Here is a 25,732-nt window from a genome sequence, read left to right on the forward strand (position 1 = left end):
ACATAATGGACGAACAGATTAAACAAATAGCCGAACGTCTGCGCGGACTGCGCGACGTACTGGAGTTGACCATCGAAGACATTGCCCGCGACTGCGACATCTCCGCCGAAGAATACAGCCTTGCCGAAACCGGCGACCATGACATCTCCGTCAGCATGCTGCAAAAGATTGCCCGCCGCTACGGTGTGGCATTGGACGCCTTGATGTTTGGCGAAGAGCCCAAGATGACCTCCTACTTCCTGACACGTGCCGGAAAAGGAACCAGCATCGAACGCACCAAAGCCTATAAGTATCAATCGCTGGCCGCCGGCTTCATCAATCGCAATGCCGACCCGTTCATCGTCACTGTGGAGCCGAAGCCCGACGACGTGCCGATGCACTTCAACAGCCATCCCGGTCAGGAGTTCAACCTTGTGCTCGAAGGACGCATGATGCTCTGCATCGACGGCAAAGAACTGATACTGAACGAGGGGGACAGCCTGTACTTCAACTCCAAGCTGCCCCACGGCATGAAAGCGCTGGACGGGAAAACCGTGCGCTTCCTTGCAGTCATCATGTAGAAATACAATCTTGTGTAACCGGCACATCTGCCATACATTAATATACGTTAGCACATCAGCAACATGTTAGAAAGATTTTTATCGCAAACCTCTTTTTCTTCGCAAGAAGATTTCATCAAGAACTTAAAAATAAATGTGCCGGAGAACTTCAACTTCGGCTACGACATAGTAGATGCTTGGGCTGCCGAAGAGCCTGACAAGAAGGCACTACTCTGGACCAACGACCAAGGCGAATGCCGCCAATACACTTTCGCCGACCTCAAGGCCGAAACCGACCGCACCGCCGCTTACTTTCAAAGCCTCGGCATAGGCCACGGCGACATGGTGATGCTCATACTGAAACGGCGCGTGGAGTTCTGGTTCAGCATCATCGCCCTGCACAAACTGGGTGCGGTAACCATCCCCGCCACCCACCTGCTGACGAAGAAAGACATCGTCTACCGATGTAATGCCGCCGACATCAAAATGATAGTCTGCGCCGGCGAAGAGGTCATCATCAAGCACGTTGTAGATGCCATGCCGCAATCGCCCAGCCTGAAAACACTTGTCAGCATCGGGCCGGACATGCCCGAAGGCTTCGAAGACTTTCACAAAGGGGTGGAAGCTGCTCCCGCATTCATCCGCCCGGCGCATGCCAACAGCAACGAGGATATCTCGCTGATGTACTTCACCAGCGGGACAACGGGTAATCCGAAGATGGTGGCACACGATTTCACTTATCCGTTAGGGCACATCGTCACCGCCGGATTCTGGCACAACCTGCACCGCGACAGCCTGCACCTCACCATTGCCGATACCGGCTGGGGAAAAGCCGTCTGGGGAAAACTGTACGGACAGATGATTGCCGGTGCCAACATTTTTGTCTACGACCACGAGAAATTCACGCCTGCCGACATACTGGGCAAGATACACGACTACCGCATCACCTCGCTCTGCGCACCGCCCACCATCTATCGCTTCCTCATCAAAGAAGACATCACCCGATATGACCTCTCGTCCTTGGAATACTGCACCACCGCCGGCGAGGCGCTCAACTATTCGGTCTACGAAACGTTCAAGCAAGTCACCGGCATACGCCTGATGGAAGGATTCGGGCAGACGGAAACCACGCTTACCCTCGGCACCTTCCCGTGGATGGAGCCGAAGCCGGGCAGCATGGGCGTGCCCAATCCGCAATACGACATCGACCTGTTGACTCCTGACGGCCGCCCGGCCGAAGACGGCGAACAGGGGCAAATCGTCATCCGCACGGACAAGGAAAAACCCATAGGCCTCTTCAAAGAGTATTACCGCGCCCCCGAACTGACGGAAGAGGCATGGCACGACGGCATCTACTACACGGGCGACGTGGCATGGCGAGACCAAGACGGCTACTACTGGTTCGTGGGTCGTGCCGACGATGTCATCAAGAGTAGCGGCTACCGCATCGGTCCGTTCGAGGTGGAGAGTGCACTGATGACCCACCCCGCCGTGGTGGAATGTGCCATCACCGGAGTGCCCGACGAGATACGCGGACAGGTGGTGAAAGCAACCGTCGTATTGTCCAAAGAGTATAAGAAGCAGGCGAGCGAAGCGCTCGTCAAAGAGTTGCAAGACCATGTGAAGAGAGTGACTGCTCCGTATAAATATCCGCGCGTCATCGAGTTTGTAGACGAACTGCCCAAGACCATCAGCGGCAAAATCCGTCGCGTGGAAATCAGGAAGAACGATGAAAAACAACCTCTCCCTTAAAACGACAGCCCGATATATGGAAAAAGATAAACGAACATGGAAGCTGCTGCCCCTTATCATAGGGGCGACGCTCCTCTGGTTCGGCACGCTATATGCACAGACAAAGGCTGCCGATGATTATCCGCACAACGCCTCGGACACGACTTCGTTTGCAAAACGATTCATCCACAGACTGGAAGTGGAAGGCCGGGCAGGCTATATCTTCCCGACCAACGCTTTCTTGAAGGGAGAAAACAGCCTGATGAGGAGAATGGAAACAGCTTATGCCGGTCATCTGAAGTATGCCTTTCAGCTTCGTCCTCACACCACTGCCTCGAAAGCTTATATCGATGCCTACCAAGGCATCGGCTTAGGCTGCTTCAACTTCGGCAACCGCCAAGAACTGGGCAATCCGCTTGCCCTCTACCTGTTTCAAGGCGGAAGCATTGCCCGGCTCTCTCGCCGCCTGTCGCTCAACTACGAGTGGAATTTCGGCGTTTCGTGGGGCTGGAAACCTTACGACGAGACAAGCAACCCTTATAATAAGATAATGGGTTCTCCCGCCAACGCCTACCTCAATGTGAACCTCTATCTGAACTGGGCGCTCTCTCCCCTGTTGGACTTCACGCTGGGAGCTGCCGGAAACCACTTTTCCAACGGAAACACCCGATACCCCAATTCGGGATTGAATACGATAGACGGCAAGATAGGACTGATATACAACTTCAATCGCAAACCTTGCGAGACAGCAGGTTTGCGCCAACGTCCAATCGTTCCCCCTTTCCCCCGCCATGTCAGCTACGACCTGACTCTGTTCGGCTCGTGGAGGAAGAAAGCCGTGAATGTCCCCGGCGGACAAGTGCCTGCTCCCGACACCTATCCCGTGTTTGGCTTCGGCCTTGCACCGATGTACAACTTCGGCTACAAGTTCCGTGCGGGCATATCGTTGGACGGCGTATATGACGGCAGTGCCAACATACGGGCCAATGAAAACTCCCAGGAATTTCTCACTCCGACGGTTGACAAACGGTTGGCCTTGGGTTTGTCTGCACGCGGCGAGTTTGTGATGCCCTATTTCACCGTGGGCATCGGTCTCGGCGCCAATGTGCTGCATGGCGGCGGCGACATGAATACCTTCTACCAGATACTGGCCCTGAAGATAGACGTATGGCGCAACTCCTACCTGCACATAGGCTACAGCCTCAGCGAATTTCACGACCCGAACTACCTGATGCTGGGCATCGGCTATCGCTTCAATAACAAACGTCCGAAGCTGTTCTGACCTAACCCGCCCGCTCCTGCCGCAAGCAGGAACCGGTCGCAGCCATCCACCGGCACATCGGGCAACAGCGCTGAGAAGCTTCGAGTCAGGAATCCCAAACGGCATACGGGCTGTTTCCTGCCGTTGCCGGACAGCCCTCAAACAGAGCTGAAACAAGTTCTTTGCACCTTGTTTGCCAGACACCGGTCTCTGTCGTGACAGACACTTGTGCCTGACATGACAAAGACTTGTGCCTGTCGTCTTGAACACTTGTGCCTGTCACGTCAAACACAGGCGTTTGACAAACACGCCTTTTCCCGCCCTCAGACACTTCTCTTCATCCTGCTTCGGAAGCGGGAGAAAGACGACTGAAAAAACAAAAACTTACAGTTTCTCCGTGTAGTATGTGTCTAAAGTTGTATCTTTGCCCCGGATAATGTACAACAATAGCTTATGACTATCAAAGAATTTTTCTCTTTCCGGCAAAACAAATACTTTTGGGTGAATATCATCGCAATGGTTGTTGCCATAATTGTCGTGCTGTTCGGAGTTCTGAAAGGACTGGATATATATACGCATCATGGCGATGCCGTGGTTGTGCCCAATGTGAAAGGCATGGGAGTGGCAGAAGCGGAAAAGATGTTCCGCAACCGGGGACTGAACTGTGTTGTCTCTGATTCCAACTATGTGAAGACAATGCCTGCCGGGTGTATCCTCGACTACAATCCGGCCGCCGGACACAAGGTAAAGGAAGGCCGCATCATTTATCTCACCATCAACTCCTTGAACATACCCCTGCAAAGCGTTCCGGACGTGGCGGACAACAGCTCGCTGCGACAGGCGGAGGCACGCTTGCTGGCTGTGGGCTTCAAGCTGGCCGAAATACAGTATGTGCCCGGAGAGAAGGATTGGGTATATGGCGTGAAGTACAAAGACCGCCAACTGACAACCGGAGAGAAAGTTCCTGTGGGTGCTGCCTTGACGCTGATGGTAGGCGGAGGCGGAGAACTTCCGCAAGAAACGGATTCGCTGGAAACAGAGTCGACCGGAACCGACGCCAAGCCTGTGACATCATCCGATAAGTCGGCAACAGATGAATCTTGGTTCTGACGAAGATGGACACCCCTGAAGCGCCAATTGCAAACAGTCGATATAGCAAATGCACAGATGATAGAACTGCCTGACGACATAGAGAATGATGAGTTGGACGATATAGAACCCGTGGGCGACGAGGCGCAACTCTACGAACACTTCCGCGTAGTGGTGGATAGGGGACAAGAAATGATGCGTGTGGACAAGTACCTTTTCGACCGACTGACCAATGCCTCGCGCAACCGCATACAGAAAGCCGCCGATGCCGGTTTCGTGATGGCCAACGGCAGACCCGTGAAGAGCAGCTACAAAGTGAAGCCGCAGGACGTAATCACCGTGGTGATGGACCGCCCGCGCTACGAAAACGAAGTCATCCCCGAAGACATCCCCCTCGACATCGTCTACGAAGACAAATACCTCATGGTGGTGAACAAGCCCGCCGGACTGGTGGTACACCCCGGACACGGCAACTATCGCGGCACCCTTGTCAATGCCATTGCCTGGCACATGAAAGATACCCCCGATTATGACGCCAACGACCCGCACGTGGGGCTGGTGCACCGCATCGACAAGGACACCTCCGGACTGCTGGTGATAGCCAAGACGCCGGACACGAAGACCGACCTCGGCAATCAGTTCTTCCACAAGACCACCAAGCGTCGCTATCGTGCACTGGTATGGGGGAATGTGGAACAAGACGAAGGTACCATCGAAGGAAACATAGGACGAAATCCCAAAGACCGCATGCAGATGGCCGTCCTCCCCGACGACCAAGGCAAACACGCTGTGACTCACTACAGAGTATTGGAGCGTCTGGGCTACGTCACTCTGGTGGAGTGCATCCTTGAAACGGGGCGCACCCATCAAATCCGTGTGCACATGAAGCACATCGGCCACATCCTCTTCAATGACGAACGCTACGGCGGTCATGAAATCCTGCGAGGAACTCATTTTGCCAAATACAAACAATTTGTAAATAATTGCTTCGACACTTGTCCGCGGCAGGCGTTGCACGCCATGACATTAGGTTTTGTACATCCCGCCACCGGAGAAGAGATGAACTTCAGCTCCGAACTGCCCGACGACATGGCCCGGCTGATAGATAAATGGAGAAGCTACATCAGTAACAGAGATTTAGAATGAAACGTACCATTGCTATTGTAGGAGGAGGTGATACCTCCGAATTTCAGGTGTCCCTGCGCAGTGCGCAAGGAATTTATTCCTTCATCGACAAGGAGAAATATATACTTTACATCGTGCAGATGCACGGCCGCGACTGGCATGTCCGGCTGCCCGACGGTACAACAGCGCCCATAGACCGTAATGACTTCAGTTTCCTGCTGAACGGCAAGAAGGTGGTGTTCGATTTTGCCTATATCACCATTCACGGCACTCCGGGCGAGGACGGACGTTTGCAAGGCTATTTCGACATGCTGCGCATCCCCTACTCCTGCTGCGGCGTGCTGGCGGCCTCCCTCACTTACGATAAGTTTGCCTGCAACCAGTATCTCAAGTCGTTTGGGGTGCGCATTGCCGAATCATTGCTGTTGCGCAAGGGGCAGACGATTTCCGACGAAGACGTCATCGGGAAAATAGGCCTGCCTTGTTTCATCAAGCCCGGCTTGGGAGGCAGCAGTTTCGGCGTAACCAAAGTAAAGACCCGCGAGCAGATACAGCCGGCCATTGCCAAAGCCTTTGACGAGGCACAGGAAGTGTTGGTGGAGGCCTTCATGGAGGGGATGGAGCTGACCTGCGGTTGCTACAAAACGAAAGAAAAGAGCGTGGTATTCCCCCTGACGGAAGTGGTGTCGCACAACGAGTACTTCGATTATGAAGCCAAATACAACGGCGAATCCGATGAGATTACCCCCGCCCGCATCCCGGACGAATTGCGCGACCGCGTGCAGCAACTCACCTCCGCCATATACGATATACTGAATGCCCAAGGAATCATCCGCGTGGACTACATCATCACGGCCGGCGAGAAGATAAACCTGCTGGAAGTGAACACCACACCCGGCATGACAGCCACCAGCTTCATCCCGCAACAGGTGCGTGCCGCCGGACTGGATATAAAGGATGTAATGACAGATATTATAGAAAATGCATTTTAGCGGTAACACTAATCCCCGACTATTATGAACGCGAACGTAGAATTTGATGAAATCCGTCCTTATCACGACGAAGAGCTTCCGCAGATTTATGAGGAGCTGATTGCCGATGCGGCATTCCGCGAAGCTGTTTCAACGGTTATGCCCGGCGTCCCTTTCGAACTGCTTGCCCGGCAGATGCGTGCCTGCAAAACAAAACTGGAGTTTCAGAAGACCTTCTGCTATCCCCTTTTACAGAAATTAATCAAGGAGGCCACGGACGGAGTGACGCTCGACCACACCGCATTGCCGGACGAGGGAAAGAATTTCACTTACATCTCCAATCACCGCGACATTATACTCGACTCCGGCTTCCTCTCCGTTTTGCTGATAGACTGGGGACTGGACACTCCCGAAATAGCCATCGGGGATAATCTGCTCATCTATCCGTGGATAAAGAAGCTGGTACGCGTCAATAAGTCGTTCATCGTGCAGCGCGGGCTGCCCATGCGCCAGATGTTGGAATCGTCCATGCGCCTGTCGGCCTACATGCATTTTGCCATCAACCGGAAGAAACAGTCCATCTGGATTGCCCAGCGCGAAGGACGGGCCAAGGATTCTGACGACCGCACGCAAGACAGCGTACTGAAGATGCTCGCCATGAGCGGCGAAGGCTCTGTCATCGACCGATTGATGGAGATGAATATTGCACCGACCGCCCTCTCCTACGAATATGACCCGTGCGACTACCTGAAAGCATGGGAATTTCAACTGAAGCGCGACAATCCGGAATACAAGAAGTCTACCGCCGACGACCTGCTGAACATGAAGACCGGTCTCTTCGGCTATAAAGGACACGTACACTTCCAAACCGGAACCTGCATCAACGACGAGCTGTGCAAGATGGACGGCACGCTGCCCAAGACGGAACTCTTCGGTCGTATATCGGCATTGATAGACAAGCGCATCCATTCCAATTACAAGATTTATCCGAACAACTACGTGGCGCACGACCTTCTTGAGGGCAACGACAACTTCACATCGCACTATACGCCGGAAGACCGCCAACGTTTCCTCACCTATCTGGAGCAACAGTTGGCACGAATCGAGATAGAGGGCAAAGACGAGAACTTCCTGCGCGAAAAGATGTTATCGATGTATGCCAATCCGTTGAAGAACCATTTGGCGGCAACAAAAGAGCAGTGATATGAAGAAGCTTTATTATGTATGGCTCCTATCCGTACTGGCCTGCCTGCCGGTGGCTTGCGGCAGTGAAGAGGAGCACTACTACCCGTCTGTAAAATCAGAGTTCCTGACCGGATTTTCGGGAGCCGATGGTACTTTGCAGTCCGTGGTGACGGACGAAGGAAAGACTTATCAGATAGTGGAAAACGCAACAAAGACCACCATCCCTGCCGATTCACTCGTTCGTATGGTAGGCAGCTATGCCGAAACGAAAGGCATTGACGGCACTGCCGGAGTGAAGCTGTATAGCTGGATCACTGCCGTATCTCCACTTCCGGTGCCACCCCACCGATTCAAGGAGGGAGTAAAGACAGATCCTGCCAATGTGCAAAGCATATGGTCGGGTCTCGGCTACATCAATATCGTATTGACCGTCAAGATGCAGAAGGCTCTCCACCTTTTCCACTTTATTGAAGATAAAGTACACATAGATACAGAAACCGGTCGATGTGATGTTTTCTTGAGGCTCTATCACGATGCAAAGAACGATGTGCAGGCTTTCACGAAACGCGCCTATCTCTCCGTACCTCTGCATCGCTATGCCGCAACAAAAGGCGTGAAGCAAGTAACCGTACATTTTACTCTGAACACAACCTCCGGAGAATTAAAGACCTACAACCTTGATTATATCCCATCTAACATATAATATACCAATGAAATTTCTATTTACAAGCCTTTGCTTGTTCTTTTCCACCCTCTTCTCTTGTCAGCAAAAGGGAAACGGTTTCAAAAGTCTTTCCGTAGACGAGTTTGCCGCATTGATAGCCAACCCGGAGGTGCAACGGCTGGACGTGCGCACGGTCGTCGAATATTCCGAAGAGCATATCCCCGGCAGTATCAACATCAACGTGCTGGACAAGAATTTCGAGACAGTGACAGATTCTGTTTTGCAAAAGGATAAACCGGTCGCTCTATATTGCCGCAGCGGCAAACGCAGCAAGAAAGCCGCATCCATATTGAGTGAAAAAGGATATACCGTCTACGATTTGAATGAGGGCTTCATAGGTTGGCTGGCAGCGGGAAAGCAGACGGAGAAGTAGAAGCGAAAAGGCAGAAAATCCTGTCGCCTGCGAAAGAAATCCGGCACTGCCCTATCTAAAGCAGGAAGAGATCAGGGAGAAATCTCCATCGCAAGGCTTGCGTTATACATCGCAGGCGCTAAGATGTATATCGCAAGGCGCAAGATGTACATCGCAAGCCTTGCGATAGAAAACACTTCCGTCAGAAGCAAATGTTTTCATGCGGGAGCCATCGACTTTCGGAAGGCATCCCGCAAACTTCGTTTCTTACTGTCGAATCCGCACAGCCCCTTATTGCGTTGTCACAGCCCCTCAATCAGTCTTTTCAGCACCACCGTGGCAGAAATCTCACGGTTGGCCGCTTCGGGAATAACGATGGATTGCGGGCTCTCGATGACGTCGTCCGTCACAATCATATTGCGACGAACCGGAAGGCAGTGCATGAAGTAGGCATTGTTGGTCACAGCCATCTGCCGTTCGCTCACTGTCCAGTCACGGTCTTTGCTCAATATTTGGCCGTAGTTATCACCCGTATAGGCTGCCCAGTTCTTGGCATAGATAAAATCAGCTCCTTCAAAGGCTTTCATTTGGTCGTATTCCACGCGGGCACGGCCCACAAACGCCGGATCAAGCTCATACCCTTCGGGGTGTGTAATGACAAAATCATAGTCCGTGGCATTCATCCACTCGGCAAAAGAGTTGGGAACAGCCTGAGGCAACGGGCGCGGATGCGGTGCCCAAGTCATAACCACTTTGGGGCGAGCCGTCTTTTTATATTCCTCGATGGTGATGAGGTCGGCAAAGCTCTGCAAAGGGTGGCGCGTGGCAGCCTCCATGGAGAATACCGGCCGGCCGGAATGGCGTATGAACTGATTCAATATCATTTCATTGTAATCCTCCTCTTTGTCCTCGAAGCGGGCAAAGGAGCGCACGCCTATCACATCACAGTAACAGCCCATCACGGGGATGGCCTCCAGCAAGTGTTCCGGTTTCTCGCCGTCCATGATGACGCCCCGTTCGGTTTCGAGCTTCCATGCGCCTTGGTTGATGTCCAACACAATGACGTTCATACCCAGATTCATGGCAGCCTTCTGCGTACTGAGGCGGGTGCGCAGGCTGGAATTGAAGAATATCATCATCAGCGTTTTGTTTCGCCCCAACTCCACATATTTGAAACGGTCTTTCTTAATCTCGAATGCTTCGTCCAATGCAGACTTCAGATTACCGATGTCTTGCACGCAAGTAAAGTTCCTCATCTCTCTCTTTTTATATATGATTATTAGTTTCTGATTTGTCCGTCTCCTTCGACAATCCATTTGTATGTGGTCATCTCTTCCAATCCCATCGGTCCACGGGCATGGAGCTTCTGGGTACTGATACCGATTTCGGCGCCTAACCCGAACTGGGCACCGTCTGTGAAAGAGGTCGGTGCATTGACGTAGACGCAGGCCGCATCTACTTCGCGACAGAATCGTTCGCCATGCAGGCGGTCTTCCGTAATGATGCATTCGCTGTGTTTGGAGCTATACTTCCGGATATGCGCCAAGGCATCGTGCAGGGAGTCCGCAGTCTTAACGGCCATTTTATAGTCCAGAAACTCTTTGCCATAACAATCTTCGTCGGCAGGTTGCAGCAATTCCGCGGGATATTTGCCCTGCAATGCCTTGTATGCAGGCCGGTCGGCATAAAGAGTAACATTGCTATCGCTCAAGGAGGCACAAAGTGCAGGAAGGTCGGACAGGCGGTTTGCATCAATAATCAGGCAATCCAACGCATTGCAGACACTGACACGGCGTGTTTTGGCATTACGGATAACAGGCGCACCTTTCCGGACATCGCCGTAACGGTCGAAAAAGGTATGGCATACGCCTGCTCCTGTTTCGATGACCGGTATGGTGGCATTTTGCCGCACATAATCAATCAGCCCGCTACTGCCGCGAGGGATAATGACGTCTACATAACCATTGGCATGCAACAGCTCGGCAGTTGCTGCACGGTCGGCAGGCAACAGCTCCACCACGTGCCTGTCTACCTGAAAACGCATCAACACCTCGTGTATCACACGAACAATGGCACGGTTGGAACAATCGGCATCGCTACCTCCTTTCAGGATACAGGCATTACCGCTCTTCAAGCAAAGCGAAAACACATCGAAACTGACGTTGGGACGGGCTTCGTAAATGATGCCGATTACTCCGAAAGGCACACTCACCCTTTTTATCTTCAGCCCGTTAGGACGAACATCTTCTTTCAGTATCCGTCCCAATGGCGAGGGCAGAGAAGCCACATTCCGAATATCCGAGGCAATAGCCTGCAAACGTTCTTCGGTCAGTTGCAGACGATCGTATTTAGGGTCGGCAGGATTCATGCGCTCCAAGTCCTTCCGGTTTTCACCAAGTATGAAACCGGCTTGTTCCACAGCCGCATCTGCAACGGCCGATAATATTTCATTGATATCCTTATCGCTCAAGCCCGGCAGTTTGCAGGCTGCCTCTTGCACAGCGACAAAGGTTCTGTTTAAGTCCATATTTGTAAGTGGTTTTAGCTGGTTATTCCAAATATAAATAGTCGTAATGTACAATCGGCTTCTTACCGTGCTTCCCCATAGCCTCACGTGCTTGGGCCGAATTGCAATTAGCTTTTCCCACACCTATGGGATTGCCTTCAAAGTCGATGATTCGCACAATGTCGTCCTTTTCGAACTCCCCTTGCACAGAGACGATTCCTATCGGCAGAATACTGACGGCTTTGTCGGAAGTCAGCACTTTTGTTGCACAATCATTGATGTGCAGCTCTCCTTTGGCAAAGCCTTCGCTGTGGGCAATCCATTTCTTGACGCTGGAAACCGGCTCCGGCGAAGGGATGAAACGCGTATATTCCGGTTCGTCATTTCGCGTCTTTAATTTCTCATTCCCGATAATGTCCACCAAGATGTTATCCCTCTTGCCATTGGCAATGATAACGGTGATACCCTCGTCTGCCACTTTGCGGGCTATGCTCGTTTTCGTCAGCATGCCGCCACGTCCGAAGCCGGATTTCGTAGTCTGGATGTAAGAAGACAAATCTTCTCCTTGCCCTATCTCACGGATGACCCGCGATGTCGGATCGGCAGGCGAACCATTGTAGATACCGTTGATGTTGCTGAGAATAATCAGTGCCTGCGCATCCATCATGGAGGCTATCAATCCGGAAAGTTCATCGTTATCGGTAAACATCAACTCGCTCACGGAAACGGTATCGTTCTCATTGACAATGGGAATGACACCGTTTTCCAGCATCACGGTCATGCAATTCTTCTGGTTGAGATAATGACGGCGGGTGGCAAAGCTCTCCTTCATCGTGAGAACCTGCCCTACAGGGATGCCGTGTTCACGGAATAATTCATAATAGCGGTTGATGAGCTTGGCCTGCCCCACGGCAGAGAAAAGTTGTCGCTGGTCTACGCTGTCCAACTTTCTATTAGGATGTACCTCACTACGTCCCGAAGCCACCGCCCCGGAAGAAATAAGGATGATTTCCATACCCGCTTTATACAATTCTGCTATCTGGTCTACAAGCGCAGACATGCGCGTAATGTCGAGCGTACCGTCGCGACGTGCCAAAACATTGCTGCCTATCTTGACAGCAATTCTACTAAAGTCAATTCTCATTTCTTTTCTTCTCGTATTCGCGAACCACCTCCATTGCTGCTTCATAGTCTTTTTCGTTGACGAGAACAGAAACATCCACTGCGGTGTCCGGTAATACAACGTTTACTACCATTCCGTCTTTTGTCGCGGCTTCAATGCTGTTATTTTCCAACAAGCTTTTCACAAGTTCCGCTTCCCACGGCGAGCCGGCAAACACCTCGACTATCTTACTTTTATCTTCTTCCTTCATAACGGTATAAAATTAGAGGTTTCTGTCGCACAAATATAACAAATGTTTTTGTTATAACGCGTAGAAGCAGGAAATTATAACTCAATCCTTTCCACCTTAATCGACTCATTGAGAAAAACAGAGGCCGATTCCGTAAACTTATCTTCCGATTCTGTGGTCCGATAGACACACCTTCCGCCTTTGGTACATTTCTTATCTATCTCCGGATGACGAGAAAGGTAATCTTTCAAGCTGTCCGCCACCAGTTCTCCTTGAGTAACGGCAGTGATGCCCGCCGGCATGTATTGTTGAATCTTGGGCAATAAAAGGGGAAAATGCGTACATCCTAAAATAACCGTGTCTATCAGCCGGTCTTTGGCAAGAAGTTCATTGATATATTTACGCACAAAGTAGTCCGTTCCATCTCCTTGCGCCTCGTTGTTTTCTACCAACGGCACCCATAGCGGACAGGCTTCTCCACTTACTTTAATGTCTGGAAACAGTTTGTGTACTTCCAACGGATAGGACTCGGACTTAATAGTTCCTGCCGTGGCAAGCACACCGACATGACGGCTACGAGTGATACTGCCGATACACTCTACCGTAGGACGGATTACTCCCAACACACGTCGTGTCGGGTCAAGACGGGGCAAGTCGTTCATCTGTATGCTGCGCAAAGCCTTTGCCGAAGCAGTGTTGCAAGCCAGAATAACCAGCTGGCACCCCATCCCGAAGAGTTTGACGACAGCCTGCAAAGTAAACTCATAGACAACCTCAAACGAACGAGTCCCGTAAGGAGCACGTGCGTTGTCACCCAAATAAATATAATCATATTGCGGAAGCGTCTCTCGTATTTTACTTAAAATGGTCAGTCCGCCATATCCGGAATCAAATACACCGATAGGGCCCGGTGTGGAAGGTAATATCTGTTTCATGCCGTTTCTTCACTTTCTCGCAAAGATAGCATATTTGGATATAATAAAAAATAAGCGCGAATAAAACTATCCGCGCTTGCATATCAAAAAAAAGATTTTTCTCACCGTTATTATTTAATACCCAGCTGAGTCTTTACTTTAGCGGTTACATCTGTACTTTGCGCTCCTACGAACGGTATCGGAGTACGGGCCAAGTCGAAAATATAAACCACGCCTTCTGCTTTGCCCACTGCCTGAATGGCCTCGTCCAGTTTCTTATAAATAGGAGCCATAGCCTCTTGCTGTGCCTTTTGCATAGACTGATAAACTTCCTGCTGGAATTGCTCCTGACGTTGAGCCATATCCTGCAATTCCTTTTGACGTCTTTCGGCTATATTTTTGGGAAGAGAGTCGGCTTGTGCCAAAAACTCCTGATACTTCTTCTGAAATTCCTCATTGGTACGCGTCATTTCTTCCTGATACTTCTTAGACATGTTGTCCAAATCAGCCTGTGCTTTCGTAAATTCGGGCATAACGGCAATTACTTCCTGAGAATTCATGTGAGCAAATTTTGCTTGCGCCATGGCTCCCAACGGGAGAATGAACATGACAACGAATAGTGCGATTTTTTTAAGCATAATGTTTATTGTTTATTTGATTAATCATTTATTGAACGGATGCAAATGTATGAAATTAATTCGAATATCCTAACCTTGCAAGTACTTCATTGCTGATGTCGATATTAGGCGAAGCAAAAATAATGCTCGATGCAGAAGCGCGATCCAACACTACGGCATATCCTCTCTGCGTTGCAATTTCCTTGACCGCATTGTATATCTTGTCCTGAATAGGCTGCAACAAACTTTCACGTTTCTTGTTCAGTTCGCCTTCCGGCCCGAAATATTTACGACGCAAGTCGGCCGCAGATTTTTCTTTGGCTACAATTTCTTCTTCCTTCTTGCCCCTCTGCACCTCAGAGAGAGAGGCTGTCTGCGACTGATAATTCTTGTACATCGCTTTAGCTTCTTCAGCAATCTTTTCTATCTCACCTTGCCACTGCTTGGAGACTTGTTCCAGTTGTTCGTTGGCACGCTCATAAGCCGGTATATTTCCCAAAATATATTCCATGTCAATCAGAGCGAACTTCTGCGCATTAGCTGATGCACCTACGACAAACAGCATCAAAAGGATGAATAAACTCTTCTTCATAACATTACGTTTTTAAAAATTGTCATTTATAATTGTTCATCGCTTAGAATTCCTGTCCCAAGATAAAGTGGAACTGACTGCCGCCATAATTGGAGTATCCGTTTATCTTATCGAAGCCATAAGCCCAGTCAATACCCATCATACCAATCATCGGGAGGAAGATACGTACACCCACACCGGCCGAACGCTTCAGTTCGAAAGGATTGAACTTGCTCACGTCGTGCCAAGCATTACCGGCTTCGACAAACGTCAGCGCATAGATACTTGTACTGGTTTCCAGCATCAAGGGATATCTTAATTCCAAGCCAAGACGGGTATAAGCATAACCTGCGCTACCATAAGGTGTCAAAGAGCTGTTCTCATATCCGCGCAGGGCAACATTTTCCGTCGCATAGCTGGAATAGCCGGTCATACCGTCACCCCCCACATCGAATGTTTCGAAAGGAGATTTCTTGTATTTGTTGTAATGTCCCAGCAAGCCGAACTCTACACGCCCCATCACTACCGGAGTGCGTTTCACTGAAATCGGGTCCATCAACGGGATATAGATCTTGGATTTGAATTTCCATTTATGATATTCAATCCATCTGTGCATGTTGTTCATATCCTCCTGACTGCTGGTGTTGTACTTGCTGTAATCCTTACCGTCCAACAAAGAATAGGGCGGTGTGATTTGGGCAGAAAGCGAGAACTCGGAACCTTGACGCGGATAAATAGGATTGTCTATAGAGCTACGAGACAAGGTCAGGTTGATGCTCAGGTTATTGCATTTACCGTTTGTAACGGGGAAGTATTGCCAGTCGCTCAAGATATAACGCTGATAAGACAACTCGGCTGTGAACTGGAAGTAGTCGTCCGGCCACTTCAGACGCTTGCCGAACATCACCGCAAGACCGTACATCTGGATGGATTTGTCCGGATCGTAGTAATTTTCGTAGCTACTGTAATTGCCATAATTGTACATACCATAGCCATACATGCCGCTATAATAACTATTGTAATAGTTGTTCCTGTAGGCCGAGTTGTAATACTGGCTGCTGATATCCGTCTGACGAGAGTAGAATGCCGACACAGAGAATGCGTTGGGACGCTTGCCGCCAAACCAAGGATCGTAGAACGAGATGCTGTAAGACTGATAGTATTTGGCATTGGTCTGGCCACTGATGGTCAAAGTCTGTCCATCGCCTTGCGGCAGAATACCACGGTAATTCTCGCCCGGATGCAACAGGTTGGCAAGCGAGAAGTTGGTGAACTTCAAACTCAGCTTACCGATGACACCCGTCTGTCCCCATCCGGCAGAGAACTCCACCTGGTCGTTGGCTTTAGACACAAGGTCATAACCGATATCTACCGTACCATCTTCCGGTTTAGGCTGAATATCCGGCTTGATCTGTTCGGGGTCGAAGTGTCCCATCTGCTGAATCTCACGCATGGAACGCATCAAGTCTTCACGGCTGAACAGCTCACCCGGACGGGTACGCAATTCGCGACGGACAACGTTCTCGTACAGACGGTCGTTTCCTTTGATGCTTATCTTATTAATAGTGGCCTGACGCCCTTCGAAAATACGCATCTCCAAATCAATGGAGTCGCCTACGACATTCACTTCTACCGGTTCGAGATTATAGAACAAATAACCGTTATTATAGTAAAGATTGCCGATAGCGTCATCGTCCGAAGTGGTACGCTCTTCCAACAGCTTCTGGTTATATACATCTCCTTTCTTCATGCGAAGCAGGAAATTCAACTGTTCGGAAGGATATAAGGTGTTTCCCACCCACGTCACATTTCGCAGGTAGTACTTCTGCCCTTCATCAATCTGCATGAAAATGTCTACCGTACGATCGTCATAGGCTTTGATACTGTCTTTCACAATGGCAGCATCACGATAACCCAACTCGTTGTATTTGTCGATAATCAGTTGCTTGTCCGCCTCGTAATTATCCTCGATAAACTTCTTGGTGCGGAATATATTGACCAGTTTATTCTTTTCATTGGTTTTCTTCATCACACGCTTCAGCTTTTTGGTCTTGACGGCCTTGTTGCCTACAATGGTGATTTCATGAACCTTTACCTTCTCTTTCTTGTCGATATCGATATTGACGATGACTTCGTTTTTCTTCTCCGGATCATCTCTCTGCGTAATGATTACATCGGCATTCTTGAAACCCTTGTCGTCAAAGTAACGTTTAATCAGAGTCTTGGCTCTATCCACCAAGTTCGGCGTTATCTGTCCGCCTTTTATCATGCCGATTCTGCTCTCCAAGTCTTCACGTTCCGACTTCTTCACGCCATTATAGCGAATATCGGATACGCGCGGCCGCATAGTCAGGTGGATAGTCAGCCATATACGGCTATCTTCCAACTTATCTGCCGTGATTTCCACATCGGAAAATAATCCATGACGCCAATAGCGTTTACAAGCCTGCGTAATTTCGTCGCCCGGAACGGTAATAGTCTGTCCTTTGGATAATCCGGACAATCCGATGATTACATAGTCCTCATAATTGGGAGCTCCTTCCACCTTTATATCTGCTATTTCATATTTCTTGGGCGTTCCCGAATAGAGTATAACCGGTTTCTCGGTTTCATCGGTACTATTTACGTTTTGTGCGGCAGTTGTCAATACACCGCCGAAAAGACAGATAAACGTCACGAGTATGAAGAAAATACGATAATGCATTTATGTTATGATTAAATATGTTTTGGATTAACTGATTTGTTCACTTGTTTTTCCGAACCTGCGTTCGCGTTTCTGGAAGTCGCATATAGCTTTGTAAAGTTCTTCTTCACGAAAGTCCGGCCAATAGGTTTCACAGAAATATAGTTCGGAGTATGCACACTGCCAAAGCAGGTAGTTGCTGAGCCGTATTTCGCCTCCGGTACGTATCAACAGGTCGGGATCGGGCATAAAGTTAGTGGTCAGATGGCCGGATATCAGTTCACTGTCTATTTGCTCCGGCTTCAGCTTTCCTCTTTGAGCCAGAACAGCTATTTGCCGGACAGCTTCCGTTATTTCCCATCGGGAGGAATAGCTCAACGCCAGCACCAAACACATCCCTGTGTTACGTGACGTATCCTCCACACAAGCATTGAGCCGTTGTTGTACGTTGACAGGCAGTTTCTCAATATCGCCTATCACCCGAAAACGTATATTATTCTTCATAAACGTCTCTTCCTCAATGGAGTCCAATAGGAGCGACATCAAAGCCGCTACTTCGTCCGACGGACGGTTCCAGTTTTCGGTAGAAAACGTATATAAAGTAAGGTATCCGATTCCCAGTCTGGCAGCCGTTTCCGCAATGACATGCACAGTCTCCGCACCGGCCTGATGTCCATAGCTGCGTTCGTGTCCGCGCTGCTTGGCCCACCGCCCGTTGCCGTCCATGATGATTGCCACGTGCCGAGGTATCCGGTTTAAATCGATTTCTTCTTTATATAACATCTTTTTTATTGTATTTCGAAGCCCAATCTGTTAAGACGTCCGCGCCACACCTCGTTCTTAGCACCGTTTCCGCCAAACACCACCCAAATGAAATCTCGTTTGTCGGCCGATGCCACCGTTTTGTCCCTTGTCGGTTCCACTACAACGGAGTAAGCTCCTTTACCTTTGAACTCCCGGGGTAACAAGATTTTTGATTTCGTCTTATACCATGCAAGTCCTTCGACGGAGCGATAGATAGCATCCATTTCTCCACCGAAACAATAGAACATATCGCCATAATGCATAATAACAGGGTGTGATATTCCGGGACAATAAGCATTATAGGAAGCGCCGGTCAAAGCTGCCCAACCTCGGCCATCCAATGAAAACCAAGGTGTCGTCATTTTATTATCTGCCAACGGCATGCCTGCCAGGAGTACCTTTTCCACACCGTTACCGGTTTGGGTTAAAGTTGAAATAATATTTTCAGTAGGAAATCCGAGGGGTACTTCTTCCAACGTGCTTGCTGTGCCGGCAGCAGCAACTTCCCAATTCTTCCCGTCTTTGCTGATATTAAAATATTTTTTTCCGTCTATTTCCAAGATACCGGACAAGCGATCGGAGAAGCCGCCGATGAGAACAATCACATTGTTTCCCAATGTAGCGTTTTCTGCCCAGGCAGCCCCATCTTCGGAAATATATACTTTTTTACTCGCAGTCAGCATGTAGAGCATGCCGTTGTATTCAACAACGGATGTCAACTTTGCATCCGATGGCAAGCCGGACACATGCAGCTTGTTCCAGGCATATTTGTCAGGGGAGGTCGAAGTCTTGTATGCACCGGTAGCGGAAGTGTAAACAAACAAATTTCCTTCTAAGACGACAGCTTTTTGCTCACCCTCGTTCACCATGTCGGAGAATATGCCGCCTTTGGTTTGCATATCTGTCCATACCAAAGAGTCCGGGTCTTGCAAATGAACATTGATTTTCAGGGTATATTCACGGTTCGTAACTCCGTCGGCCGCATATACTTTGAATTTCATGCCGCCACTGTTATTCATGGCCGGCCTCAAGTCCACAGAGTCTCTTCTGACAAACAAAGTGTCGGGCGAACCGGAAGTTATCCATCCGGTCACGGTCATCGTATCAATCAATATCCGGTCGATGATGGTATCCGAGCCTACCGGCAATGAATCTCTGTTGTAGATTACCCTGTTGATCTGGTCAATCGTGAATTTATAATATTTGCCATGTATGGTGTCAATACCGAAAGCATGTATCGTAGCATCAGAGCTTAATTCATAGTTGTCTTCAGACTTGAGGCACGAACTTAGCGCCACAGACACCACAAGAAAGCTCACAATTACTGATAGAAACTTTATTCTCATCTTTTTTAAAATCTGTGTTTATTTACAACCTGCAAAAATAGGAACATTTTTTTCTATATATAGCTTTGCGGGGAAGTTTTATATTAAATTATAGATAATATGACTGTTTTTCCCGATTCAAAAGCCCTGAGATATAGAAAAACAATGCCGGCAAAAGAGCTTCATACTCTTCTGCCGGCATTCTATTCAGCCCCGTTGCCGGGCCGGAAATCAGCCAAGCGGATTTTCGCCTTGATTGCCTTCGCCGCTACCCTGACCACCGGTTTCACCGCTACCTGAGGGGGTTGTGCCAGCGGTATTACCACTTGGAGTTTTACCACTCGGGGTAGCAACCTTACCCCATTCTTCCCACACAATCTTGGTATCTACCATGCTGCGGGTAGTAACCAGATTACCACTGCCACGCTCCACTTCGGGAATAAAACGTACACGTACACCCTTTATCTGAGAAACACTTACCTCCTTGGCTGTCTCTACACCTCTTTTCGAAGATTTGGCCGTGTAAAAGAATGTACCAATACCGTCCAACTTCACGGTACGACCTTGTGCCATATAGTTACTCAACACTCGTCCCAGATTTCCCATCACTGCATACGTATCACCGCGAGTCACGGTGGAGATGCTTGAAAGTTCATCGGCCACTTCACGAGTAGTCACAGCCTTGCCCCAAGTTACGGATTGAGGATACCACAAATTGTTTATTTTCTTCTGAACTCTTTTAAAAAATGCCATAATAATAATGTTTTAAATAATTAATAATGTGTTTTATTTTTCTTATCTCACCCGAGAGAAGCGAGGGTTTTCATCGCGAGGCCTCAACGATTAAGCCTTTCGTATTTCTCAAATTCGATGTTGCAAAGTTAGGGCGAGATGCAAGAGAAAGCAAGAAAACGGCATCTACAACCGACTTGGTTAAAAAATTAATAATCAGCATACTTTAAAATCGGCATCTCTACAAGAGAAAACAAGGCATGAAACAAGTAAAAGAGGCTTCGGGGGACAATCTCTACAAATGAAAAAGGTAAGTATCTGATAATGAGCATAGGCTATCTGAGCAATCTCTACAATCATCACTATCACATCTTTTGAGGACTTCGCTTTACCCAATAGTAAACCATTTGTCAGAACAAGTCTTGACTATTACAAACTATAAAATCAGCCCGTTATTGTTTTCAAATGATAACGGACTAATTGCTAAGCATATTCTCTGCAAGTTAAAAGCTCATCTTTGAAACAATTTGTCGAACCTTAAAAAGCCCATTTTGAATTTATTCTGGGACAATATCTGTTGAATGGATTTTAAGGGCTGGCTAAATAACTTGCTTCTGACACATCTCATAATAGCGAGATCCTTCTTTATACAAATCAGAATGTGACCCTTGTTCAATAAGTCGTCCATTTTCCAGTACTGCTATCAAGTCGGAATCCACTACCGTACTGAGTCTATGCGCAATAAGAATAATTGTTTTTCCTTCTTGATTAAGGCGTCGTAACACATTTTTCACATATTGCTCCGATTGAGAGTCAAGTGACGATGTAGCTTCGTCAAAAAGAATAATTTCCGGATTTCGATACAAAGCTCGTGCAATGGCAATACGCTGTTTCTCCCCTCCGGACAAAGCAACACCGTTTTCCCCCACTTGTGTAGTCAAACCTTCGGGAAGTTTCTCAATAAAAGGCATTAATCCTAATTCTCGCAGAATATTAATAATACGTTGCATATCCGGTTGAAAATCGCCTACAGCAATATTTTCAATGATATTGCCTGAAAATAAATTTACCTGTTGAGGAACACTTCCAACAATATTCCGCATACTTTCCGTCGAAATATAATCAATATCCAATCCATTGATGATTATTTTTCCGCTATTGAGTGGGTAGAGTTTTTGCAACAGTGAAAACAATGTGGTTTTTCCCGAACCACTTTCTCCGACGATGGCAACACTTTTTCCGTGCGGAATAGTAAGCGAAAAATCGGAAAAAACTTCTCTTCGCGTACCGTATGAAAAGGCTATATGTTGAAATACAATGTCACCCACGTTTTCTGCTTTTATCTCTATTTTTTTTTCATTAGACTCGGTTTCTAAATCCATAATTTCAAACAAACGGTCAGCAGCAATTAAAGCGTTTTGCATAGATTTATTAGCTCCTATTAAACTTGCAATAGGGCCCATAAAATAGCCGATAATAGCATAAAAAGAGAGTAATTCTCCCGGTGTAATTTCATTATTTATCACAAAATACGACCCTACCCAAAGTAAAACAATAGTAAACAAGCGGCTAATGGCTTCGGATGAATATCCCGAAAAAATGGAGTTTATACCCGACTTAAATACTGTTTTAAGTAAAGTTACAAACCTTACCTCTGTTTTCATATTGCTGAAGTCTTCAATTCCAAACTGCTTAATGGTACGCACGGAATTGACAGACTCCACCAATTGACTTTCCAAATCAGCGGAATGCTCCATCAACTTGCGCTCTTGTTTCTTATTCATTCGGTTGGTTATCAAATAAATCGTTATATAAAGCGGTATAACAACCAACATAATCAATGCCAGTTTCCAACTATATACAAACATCAACACAAACGAAAACAGTACAATAAACACATTTACCACAAGTGAAACAGACACATCGTTAATAAACGAGCGAATTTTTACGGCATCGTTGATACGAGAAATGATTTCACCCACTCGCATAGTATCGAAAAAACGTTGTGGAAGACGCAACAAGTGTTTGTAATAACCGAGTATGAGACGACTATCAATTTGTTGTCCAGTTTTCATCATAAACAACGTTTGATTGATGCCTAAAAGTAATTCAAATACCCAAATAATTAGCATGCCTACACCCATTAGATTAAGCAGATTAGTATTACCAGTGGGAAGTACATTATCGGTTATTTTTTGTATGTAAATGGAGGTAGAAAGTCCGAGAACGGTATATAAAATGGCACCGATAAGGCTTTGTGTAAGCACTGTTTTGTGCGGTGCCAATAAATACAGAAAACGTTTGAGGTTGGAGACTTTTTCATTGCGTGCCGTAAAATTGTTGTTGGGAAGCAACAGTATCAATACTCCCGACCATTGCACCATGAAATCCTCTACAGACACTGTGTGCTTTTTGCCATCACCCGGATCCATATAGGTTATCTTATTCTTTTTTAAGCGATAGATTACCACATAGTGGTGCAATTGTACTTCACCTCGTTTTATAATCACGTGAGCAATAGTGGGAAGTGGTATTTTGCTCAGCGATTCTCGATTACCTCTTACACCTTTTGCCGAAAATCCCAACAGTTCGGCAGCTTTCACCATTCCAAGCACATTAGTGCCTTTGGTGTCAGTTCCGGCAATTTGGCGAATGCGTGCAACAGGCAATTGTAATTTATAATAAGAAGCAATGGATGCTAAACATACTGCACCGCAATCAGTAATATCGTGTTGCTTAATCTTTATACCCATACCAAATTATTCTTTTTTATTTATGATTTTCGGATTCAGCCAATTATCCAATTTATCGAAAAGCAGTTGCCACAACGTACGGCGATTTAACATAAAGCGTGCCGTACATGTCATTCCTTTTTGCAAACTTCCTTCACATCCGTTTTTAAGTCGTAAGCTCTTTGCATGTAAGCTACAACGCACCCGAAACATTGGTTTTTCATTTACTATAACCACATCGGTAAGAATTTCTTTAACCGAACCTTCTATCATACCCCATTGGTGGTAATTAAATGCATCAATTTGAAAATGAACCGATTGCCCTACATATAAATAAGCAATGTTGGCAGGTGATACATAACATTCGGTAAGCAGCGAATCGTTTGACGAGATATACGCCAATGTTTGTGAAGGAGCAATAAAATTGCCTTGTCTGAATCCGGCTACTTGTAACAATCTTCCGTTTACAGGAGCTATAATTACATATTGTCGCAACTCTTTTTCGAGTTGTGTAATGGTAGATTGCCACTCGTTGACTTGTAGTGTGAAATTGGTTTGCTTGTTTTGCCAAGCAGTAAGAAATTCATCACGTGCAGCAGTTATTTGTTCGTTGGCTTTTTGATAATTGATTTCGCTTTGCAAGTAATCGAAACTTGATATTATCTTTTTTTCGTGCAGTTTTTTATTGACTTCAAGATCTCTTTTTAAATAATCAACAGTTATTTGTAATTCCTTGATTTTTGCATTGGCATGTCGATATTCGTTGCGATATTGAGGTAGTGTAATGGAGTGAACTCGATTGTCGATAACCGCTTGCAAATTGGAAATAAAATCTTGATTCTCAGAGATTTTTTGCTTAAACGACATTATTTGTTCGGCAATTTTATCAGAATTGAGCACCAATAACGTATCGCCAACAGATATCGTTTTATTTTCCGCCATATTATAGGTAACAATTTCACCATACACCATAGTCTGGATAACAGTGTTCTCATACGGCGTACGGATAACACCGCGACTTTGCGACGTAATATCCACTTTTACCAAAAACAACACCGCGAAAGCCACACCCAACAAACACAAAATAAGCCAATAAATAGCTTTGCTGCGAGTGTGAATTTTTACGTGATAGACTTCTACGGTGTTATGGAGGATTTCGGGAGGAAAAATTTGCTTAGACATCAATTGACTAATTTATCAAATAATCTGAAAAAACATAGATATACAGTTTACTATTATATGAGCACCGATAGCGTATATAAAACCTGCATTTAGCCTTAGGTATGAGAAAGTTATCCCCATTACTATTTGAGGAGAACAAAGAAATATATAAACAGGAAGATAACGAACAGAAATATCAAAATTGAATAAATGGAGAAATCCGAAAAGGAATACCAAACCAACAACAGTTTGTTTGCCAAATTTAGAGGCGTATCTTACTGAGAAATCCTGCGGTAAGGCAATAAGAAATATGAATAAACACAGACTTATTATGCACTTTAAGACAACTTGACTTGAATATCCTCCCAAAGCCGCACTAAGTAATATAAAACAAAGTACAGGCAAAGAAATTACCAAATCTTTTTTATTAAATGAAATTCCAAGTCTAAAAGCAATTTCTTCAATCACAGGTCCAATAAAAATGATAAGATACCATTTATCGGGAACAATATTTTTGATTGAATGAGGATAAAATAAGTAGGGATCAATATTCAAAAACTTTAAAGCGAAATAGAATATCCCGATAGACAACATCACAACCATTTGACTAACAATGTAAAAAGAGATAGATTTGAGTATTATTTTCTTTTTGGTTAATAAATTATTGTCTATACTACTATAAAATTTAAGAATCATAATTTAAATTGATTTTAGAAAATAAGAGGACATATCAAAAGATTTTAAGATTAAATCCCAATTTGTTTCTTCTTCTACGACAAATAGTTTCATAAAAGACATACACAAAAAGTATTTGATTCAAATCTATTCTTTGACAATGTCCTCCCATTTTTATGAACAGGTCATCAAACCCTAATTCGTCCTCGACTTACAATTAACACAAGCAAAGTAATCACACCCACATTATCAAGAGCTTTTCTGAATTTTGCTCCATGTTCATACCCCTTGTTATATGTTTTTTCACTTCCCCCTGAAATATCTAACATTTCAGTATAACTTAATTCTATCAAATTTTCCATCATAACTGTATTTTAATATGTTAAACCCCTAAAAATCCTCGAAAAAATCCATACACATAATCACAACCATCCTTGATGCCCTTTAAGGCTTTTTTTACTACTTTTTCATGTAATTCAGGACTCAAACAAAATTCATTTCCATCCATACCTCCATTTACACAGAGAACATCCGTGGCATTCATTTCTTGAACGCCATAATTACTTAACTCTAATGCTTTCATTGCAAAATACTTAAAAAGGTTAATACTTAAAACACATTCTTTTAAAAAGAATAAATCACTGAGTGTACTCAATAAACTTATACTTCATTAATGAAAACAA

25 protein-coding genes are annotated in these 25,732 nt (G+C 46.6%); 9 read left to right on the forward strand and 16 right to left on the reverse strand.

Annotation, left to right across the window (positions count from 1 at the left end):
• The first annotated feature begins 5 nt into the window (after positions 1–5).
• The 9 genes from C3V43_RS07945 to C3V43_RS07985 all read left to right on the forward strand — a co-directional run bounded on the left by C3V43_RS07945 (position 6) and on the right by C3V43_RS07985 (position 8,998).
• Positions 6–560: a helix-turn-helix domain-containing protein gene (locus C3V43_RS07945; RefSeq protein ID WP_106069342.1), complete on the forward strand. Its 555-nt coding sequence runs from the start codon at positions 6–8 to the stop codon at positions 558–560.
• A gap of 63 nt (positions 561–623) precedes the next feature.
• A complete protein-coding gene (locus C3V43_RS07950; RefSeq protein WP_106069343.1) occupies positions 624–2,291 on the forward strand; it encodes an AMP-binding protein in 1,668 nt (555 codons plus the stop codon).
• Positions 2,292–2,307: 16 nt separating this feature from the next.
• Positions 2,308–3,552: an acyloxyacyl hydrolase gene (locus C3V43_RS07955; protein ID WP_106069344.1), complete on the forward strand. Its 1,245-nt coding sequence runs from the start codon at positions 2,308–2,310 to the stop codon at positions 3,550–3,552.
• Positions 3,553–3,984: 432 nt separating this feature from the next.
• Entirely contained in the window at positions 3,985–4,641 is a 657-nt protein-coding gene (locus C3V43_RS07960) for a PASTA domain-containing protein (RefSeq protein ID WP_106069345.1), read from the forward strand.
• Between the two features lie 57 nt (positions 4,642–4,698).
• A complete protein-coding gene (locus C3V43_RS07965) occupies positions 4,699–5,766 on the forward strand; it encodes an RluA family pseudouridine synthase (protein ID WP_106069346.1) in 1,068 nt (355 codons plus the stop codon).
• Positions 5,763–6,737 carry a D-alanine--D-alanine ligase gene (locus C3V43_RS07970; RefSeq protein WP_106069347.1) on the forward strand — a complete coding sequence of 325 codons (975 nt, stop codon included), beginning with the start codon at positions 5,763–5,765 and terminating at the stop codon, positions 6,735–6,737. The genes C3V43_RS07965 and C3V43_RS07970 overlap by 4 nt, the downstream gene beginning before the upstream one ends.
• A 24-nt stretch (positions 6,738–6,761) precedes the next feature.
• Complete coding sequence (locus C3V43_RS07975; RefSeq protein WP_106069348.1) at positions 6,762–7,919, forward strand: acyltransferase; 1,158 nt, start codon at positions 6,762–6,764, stop codon at positions 7,917–7,919.
• 1 nt (position 7,920) lies between these two features.
• Complete coding sequence (locus C3V43_RS07980; RefSeq protein ID WP_106069349.1) at positions 7,921–8,604, forward strand: NigD1/NigD2 family lipoprotein; 684 nt, start codon at positions 7,921–7,923, stop codon at positions 8,602–8,604.
• A 7-nt stretch (positions 8,605–8,611) separates the two neighbouring features.
• The gene (locus tag C3V43_RS07985; RefSeq protein ID WP_106069350.1) at positions 8,612–8,998 is read left to right on the forward strand and encodes a rhodanese-like domain-containing protein; all 387 of its coding nucleotides are present in this window, start codon (positions 8,612–8,614) and stop codon (positions 8,996–8,998) included.
• 281 nt (positions 8,999–9,279) lie between these two features.
• On the opposite strand, the gene C3V43_RS07990 is transcribed toward C3V43_RS07985, so the two are convergent.
• From C3V43_RS07990 to C3V43_RS08065, 16 genes are all read right to left on the reverse strand, one after another.
• A complete protein-coding gene (locus C3V43_RS07990; RefSeq protein ID WP_106069351.1) occupies positions 9,280–10,233 on the reverse strand; it encodes an N-acetylornithine carbamoyltransferase in 954 nt (317 codons plus the stop codon).
• A 23-nt stretch (positions 10,234–10,256) separates the two neighbouring features.
• On the reverse strand, positions 10,257–11,504 hold the full coding sequence (locus tag C3V43_RS07995; protein ID WP_106069352.1) for a glutamate-5-semialdehyde dehydrogenase: 1,248 nt from the start codon (positions 11,502–11,504) through the stop codon (positions 10,257–10,259).
• 22 nt (positions 11,505–11,526) lie between these two features.
• The gene (proB, locus tag C3V43_RS08000) at positions 11,527–12,627 is read right to left on the reverse strand and encodes a glutamate 5-kinase (RefSeq protein WP_106069353.1); all 1,101 of its coding nucleotides are present in this window, start codon (positions 12,625–12,627) and stop codon (positions 11,527–11,529) included.
• On the reverse strand, positions 12,617–12,856 hold the full coding sequence (locus C3V43_RS08005; RefSeq protein WP_106069354.1) for a DUF2007-related protein: 240 nt from the start codon (positions 12,854–12,856) through the stop codon (positions 12,617–12,619). Before C3V43_RS08005 ends, proB begins: the two co-directional genes overlap by 11 nt.
• 74 nt (positions 12,857–12,930) lie before the next feature.
• Positions 12,931–13,770: a glutamate racemase gene (gene murI, locus C3V43_RS08010; protein WP_106069355.1), complete on the reverse strand. Its 840-nt coding sequence runs from the start codon at positions 13,768–13,770 to the stop codon at positions 12,931–12,933.
• Between the two features lie 110 nt (positions 13,771–13,880).
• Complete coding sequence (locus C3V43_RS08015) at positions 13,881–14,387, reverse strand: OmpH/Skp family outer membrane protein (protein ID WP_106069356.1); 507 nt, start codon at positions 14,385–14,387, stop codon at positions 13,881–13,883.
• 55 nt (positions 14,388–14,442) lie between these two features.
• Positions 14,443–14,958, reverse strand: coding sequence for an OmpH/Skp family outer membrane protein (locus tag C3V43_RS08020; RefSeq protein ID WP_106069357.1), 516 nt, complete (start codon positions 14,956–14,958; stop codon positions 14,443–14,445).
• 43 nt (positions 14,959–15,001) lie between these two features.
• Positions 15,002–17,641: an outer membrane protein assembly factor BamA gene (gene bamA / locus C3V43_RS08025; RefSeq protein WP_106069358.1), complete on the reverse strand. Its 2,640-nt coding sequence runs from the start codon at positions 17,639–17,641 to the stop codon at positions 15,002–15,004.
• 27 nt (positions 17,642–17,668) lie between these two features.
• Positions 17,669–18,403 (reverse strand): isoprenyl transferase, encoded by a 735-nt coding sequence (locus C3V43_RS08030; RefSeq protein WP_106069359.1) that lies wholly within the window; start codon positions 18,401–18,403, stop codon positions 17,669–17,671.
• Positions 18,404–18,408: 5 nt separating this feature from the next.
• Positions 18,409–19,770, reverse strand: a complete 1,362-nt coding sequence (locus C3V43_RS08035) for a BamI family beta-barrel-assembly machinery protein (protein ID WP_106069360.1) — start codon at positions 19,768–19,770, stop codon at positions 18,409–18,411.
• A 210-nt stretch (positions 19,771–19,980) separates the two neighbouring features.
• Positions 19,981–20,502: an HU family DNA-binding protein gene (locus tag C3V43_RS08040; protein ID WP_106069361.1), complete on the reverse strand. Its 522-nt coding sequence runs from the start codon at positions 20,500–20,502 to the stop codon at positions 19,981–19,983.
• A 578-nt stretch (positions 20,503–21,080) separates the two neighbouring features.
• A complete protein-coding gene (locus C3V43_RS08050) occupies positions 21,081–23,234 on the reverse strand; it encodes a peptidase domain-containing ABC transporter (RefSeq protein ID WP_106069363.1) in 2,154 nt (717 codons plus the stop codon).
• Between the two features lie 6 nt (positions 23,235–23,240).
• A complete protein-coding gene (locus C3V43_RS08055; protein ID WP_106069364.1) occupies positions 23,241–24,395 on the reverse strand; it encodes an HlyD family secretion protein in 1,155 nt (384 codons plus the stop codon).
• A gap of 15 nt (positions 24,396–24,410) precedes the next feature.
• Positions 24,411–25,070, reverse strand: coding sequence for a CPBP family glutamic-type intramembrane protease (locus C3V43_RS08060; protein ID WP_106069365.1), 660 nt, complete (start codon positions 25,068–25,070; stop codon positions 24,411–24,413).
• Between the two features lie 167 nt (positions 25,071–25,237).
• Positions 25,238–25,414 carry a hypothetical protein gene (locus C3V43_RS14790; protein ID WP_164996228.1) on the reverse strand — a complete coding sequence of 59 codons (177 nt, stop codon included), beginning with the start codon at positions 25,412–25,414 and terminating at the stop codon, positions 25,238–25,240.
• Positions 25,415–25,431: 17 nt separating this feature from the next.
• On the reverse strand, positions 25,432–25,632 hold the full coding sequence (locus tag C3V43_RS08065; RefSeq protein ID WP_129588740.1) for a hypothetical protein: 201 nt from the start codon (positions 25,630–25,632) through the stop codon (positions 25,432–25,434).
• Positions 25,633–25,732 lie beyond the last annotated feature (100 nt).

Source organism: Prevotella heparinolytica (genome assembly GCF_002998535.1).
Lineage (GTDB): Bacteria > Bacteroidota > Bacteroidia > Bacteroidales > Bacteroidaceae > Bacteroides > Bacteroides heparinolyticus.

Excerpts from the sequence above, each read along its gene's own strand:
- C3V43_RS07945 (WP_106069342.1), top strand. The coding sequence starts at position 6 with ATGGACGAACAGATTAAACAAATAGCCGAACGTCTGCGCGGACTGCGC.
- C3V43_RS07950 (WP_106069343.1), top strand. The coding sequence starts at position 624 with ATGTTAGAAAGATTTTTATCGCAAACCTCTTTTTCTTCGCAAGAAGAT.
- C3V43_RS07955 (WP_106069344.1), top strand. The coding sequence starts at position 2,308 with ATGGAAAAAGATAAACGAACATGGAAGCTGCTGCCCCTTATCATAGGG.
- C3V43_RS07960 (WP_106069345.1), top strand. The coding sequence starts at position 3,985 with ATGACTATCAAAGAATTTTTCTCTTTCCGGCAAAACAAATACTTTTGG.
- C3V43_RS07965 (WP_106069346.1), top strand. The coding sequence starts at position 4,699 with ATGATAGAACTGCCTGACGACATAGAGAATGATGAGTTGGACGATATA.
- C3V43_RS07970 (WP_106069347.1), top strand. The coding sequence starts at position 5,763 with ATGAAACGTACCATTGCTATTGTAGGAGGAGGTGATACCTCCGAATTT.
- C3V43_RS07975 (WP_106069348.1), top strand. The coding sequence starts at position 6,762 with ATGAACGCGAACGTAGAATTTGATGAAATCCGTCCTTATCACGACGAA.
- C3V43_RS07980 (WP_106069349.1), top strand. The coding sequence starts at position 7,921 with ATGAAGAAGCTTTATTATGTATGGCTCCTATCCGTACTGGCCTGCCTG.
- C3V43_RS07985 (WP_106069350.1), top strand. The coding sequence starts at position 8,612 with ATGAAATTTCTATTTACAAGCCTTTGCTTGTTCTTTTCCACCCTCTTC.
- C3V43_RS07990 (WP_106069351.1), bottom strand. The coding sequence starts at position 10,233 with ATGAGGAACTTTACTTGCGTGCAAGACATCGGTAATCTGAAGTCTGCA.
- C3V43_RS07995 (WP_106069352.1), bottom strand. The coding sequence starts at position 11,504 with ATGGACTTAAACAGAACCTTTGTCGCTGTGCAAGAGGCAGCCTGCAAA.
- proB (WP_106069353.1), bottom strand. The coding sequence starts at position 12,627 with ATGAGAATTGACTTTAGTAGAATTGCTGTCAAGATAGGCAGCAATGTT.
- C3V43_RS08005 (WP_106069354.1), bottom strand. The coding sequence starts at position 12,856 with ATGAAGGAAGAAGATAAAAGTAAGATAGTCGAGGTGTTTGCCGGCTCG.
- murI (WP_106069355.1), bottom strand. The coding sequence starts at position 13,770 with ATGAAACAGATATTACCTTCCACACCGGGCCCTATCGGTGTATTTGAT.
- C3V43_RS08015 (WP_106069356.1), bottom strand. The coding sequence starts at position 14,387 with ATGCTTAAAAAAATCGCACTATTCGTTGTCATGTTCATTCTCCCGTTG.
- C3V43_RS08020 (WP_106069357.1), bottom strand. The coding sequence starts at position 14,958 with ATGAAGAAGAGTTTATTCATCCTTTTGATGCTGTTTGTCGTAGGTGCA.
- bamA (WP_106069358.1), bottom strand. The coding sequence starts at position 17,641 with ATGCATTATCGTATTTTCTTCATACTCGTGACGTTTATCTGTCTTTTC.
- C3V43_RS08030 (WP_106069359.1), bottom strand. The coding sequence starts at position 18,403 with ATGTTATATAAAGAAGAAATCGATTTAAACCGGATACCTCGGCACGTG.
- C3V43_RS08035 (WP_106069360.1), bottom strand. The coding sequence starts at position 19,770 with ATGAGAATAAAGTTTCTATCAGTAATTGTGAGCTTTCTTGTGGTGTCT.
- C3V43_RS08040 (WP_106069361.1), bottom strand. The coding sequence starts at position 20,502 with ATGGCATTTTTTAAAAGAGTTCAGAAGAAAATAAACAATTTGTGGTAT.
- C3V43_RS08050 (WP_106069363.1), bottom strand. The coding sequence starts at position 23,234 with ATGGGTATAAAGATTAAGCAACACGATATTACTGATTGCGGTGCAGTA.
- C3V43_RS08055 (WP_106069364.1), bottom strand. The coding sequence starts at position 24,395 with ATGTCTAAGCAAATTTTTCCTCCCGAAATCCTCCATAACACCGTAGAA.
- C3V43_RS08060 (WP_106069365.1), bottom strand. The coding sequence starts at position 25,070 with ATGATTCTTAAATTTTATAGTAGTATAGACAATAATTTATTAACCAAA.
- C3V43_RS14790 (WP_164996228.1), bottom strand. The coding sequence starts at position 25,414 with ATGATGGAAAATTTGATAGAATTAAGTTATACTGAAATGTTAGATATT.
- C3V43_RS08065 (WP_129588740.1), bottom strand. The coding sequence starts at position 25,632 with ATGAAAGCATTAGAGTTAAGTAATTATGGCGTTCAAGAAATGAATGCC.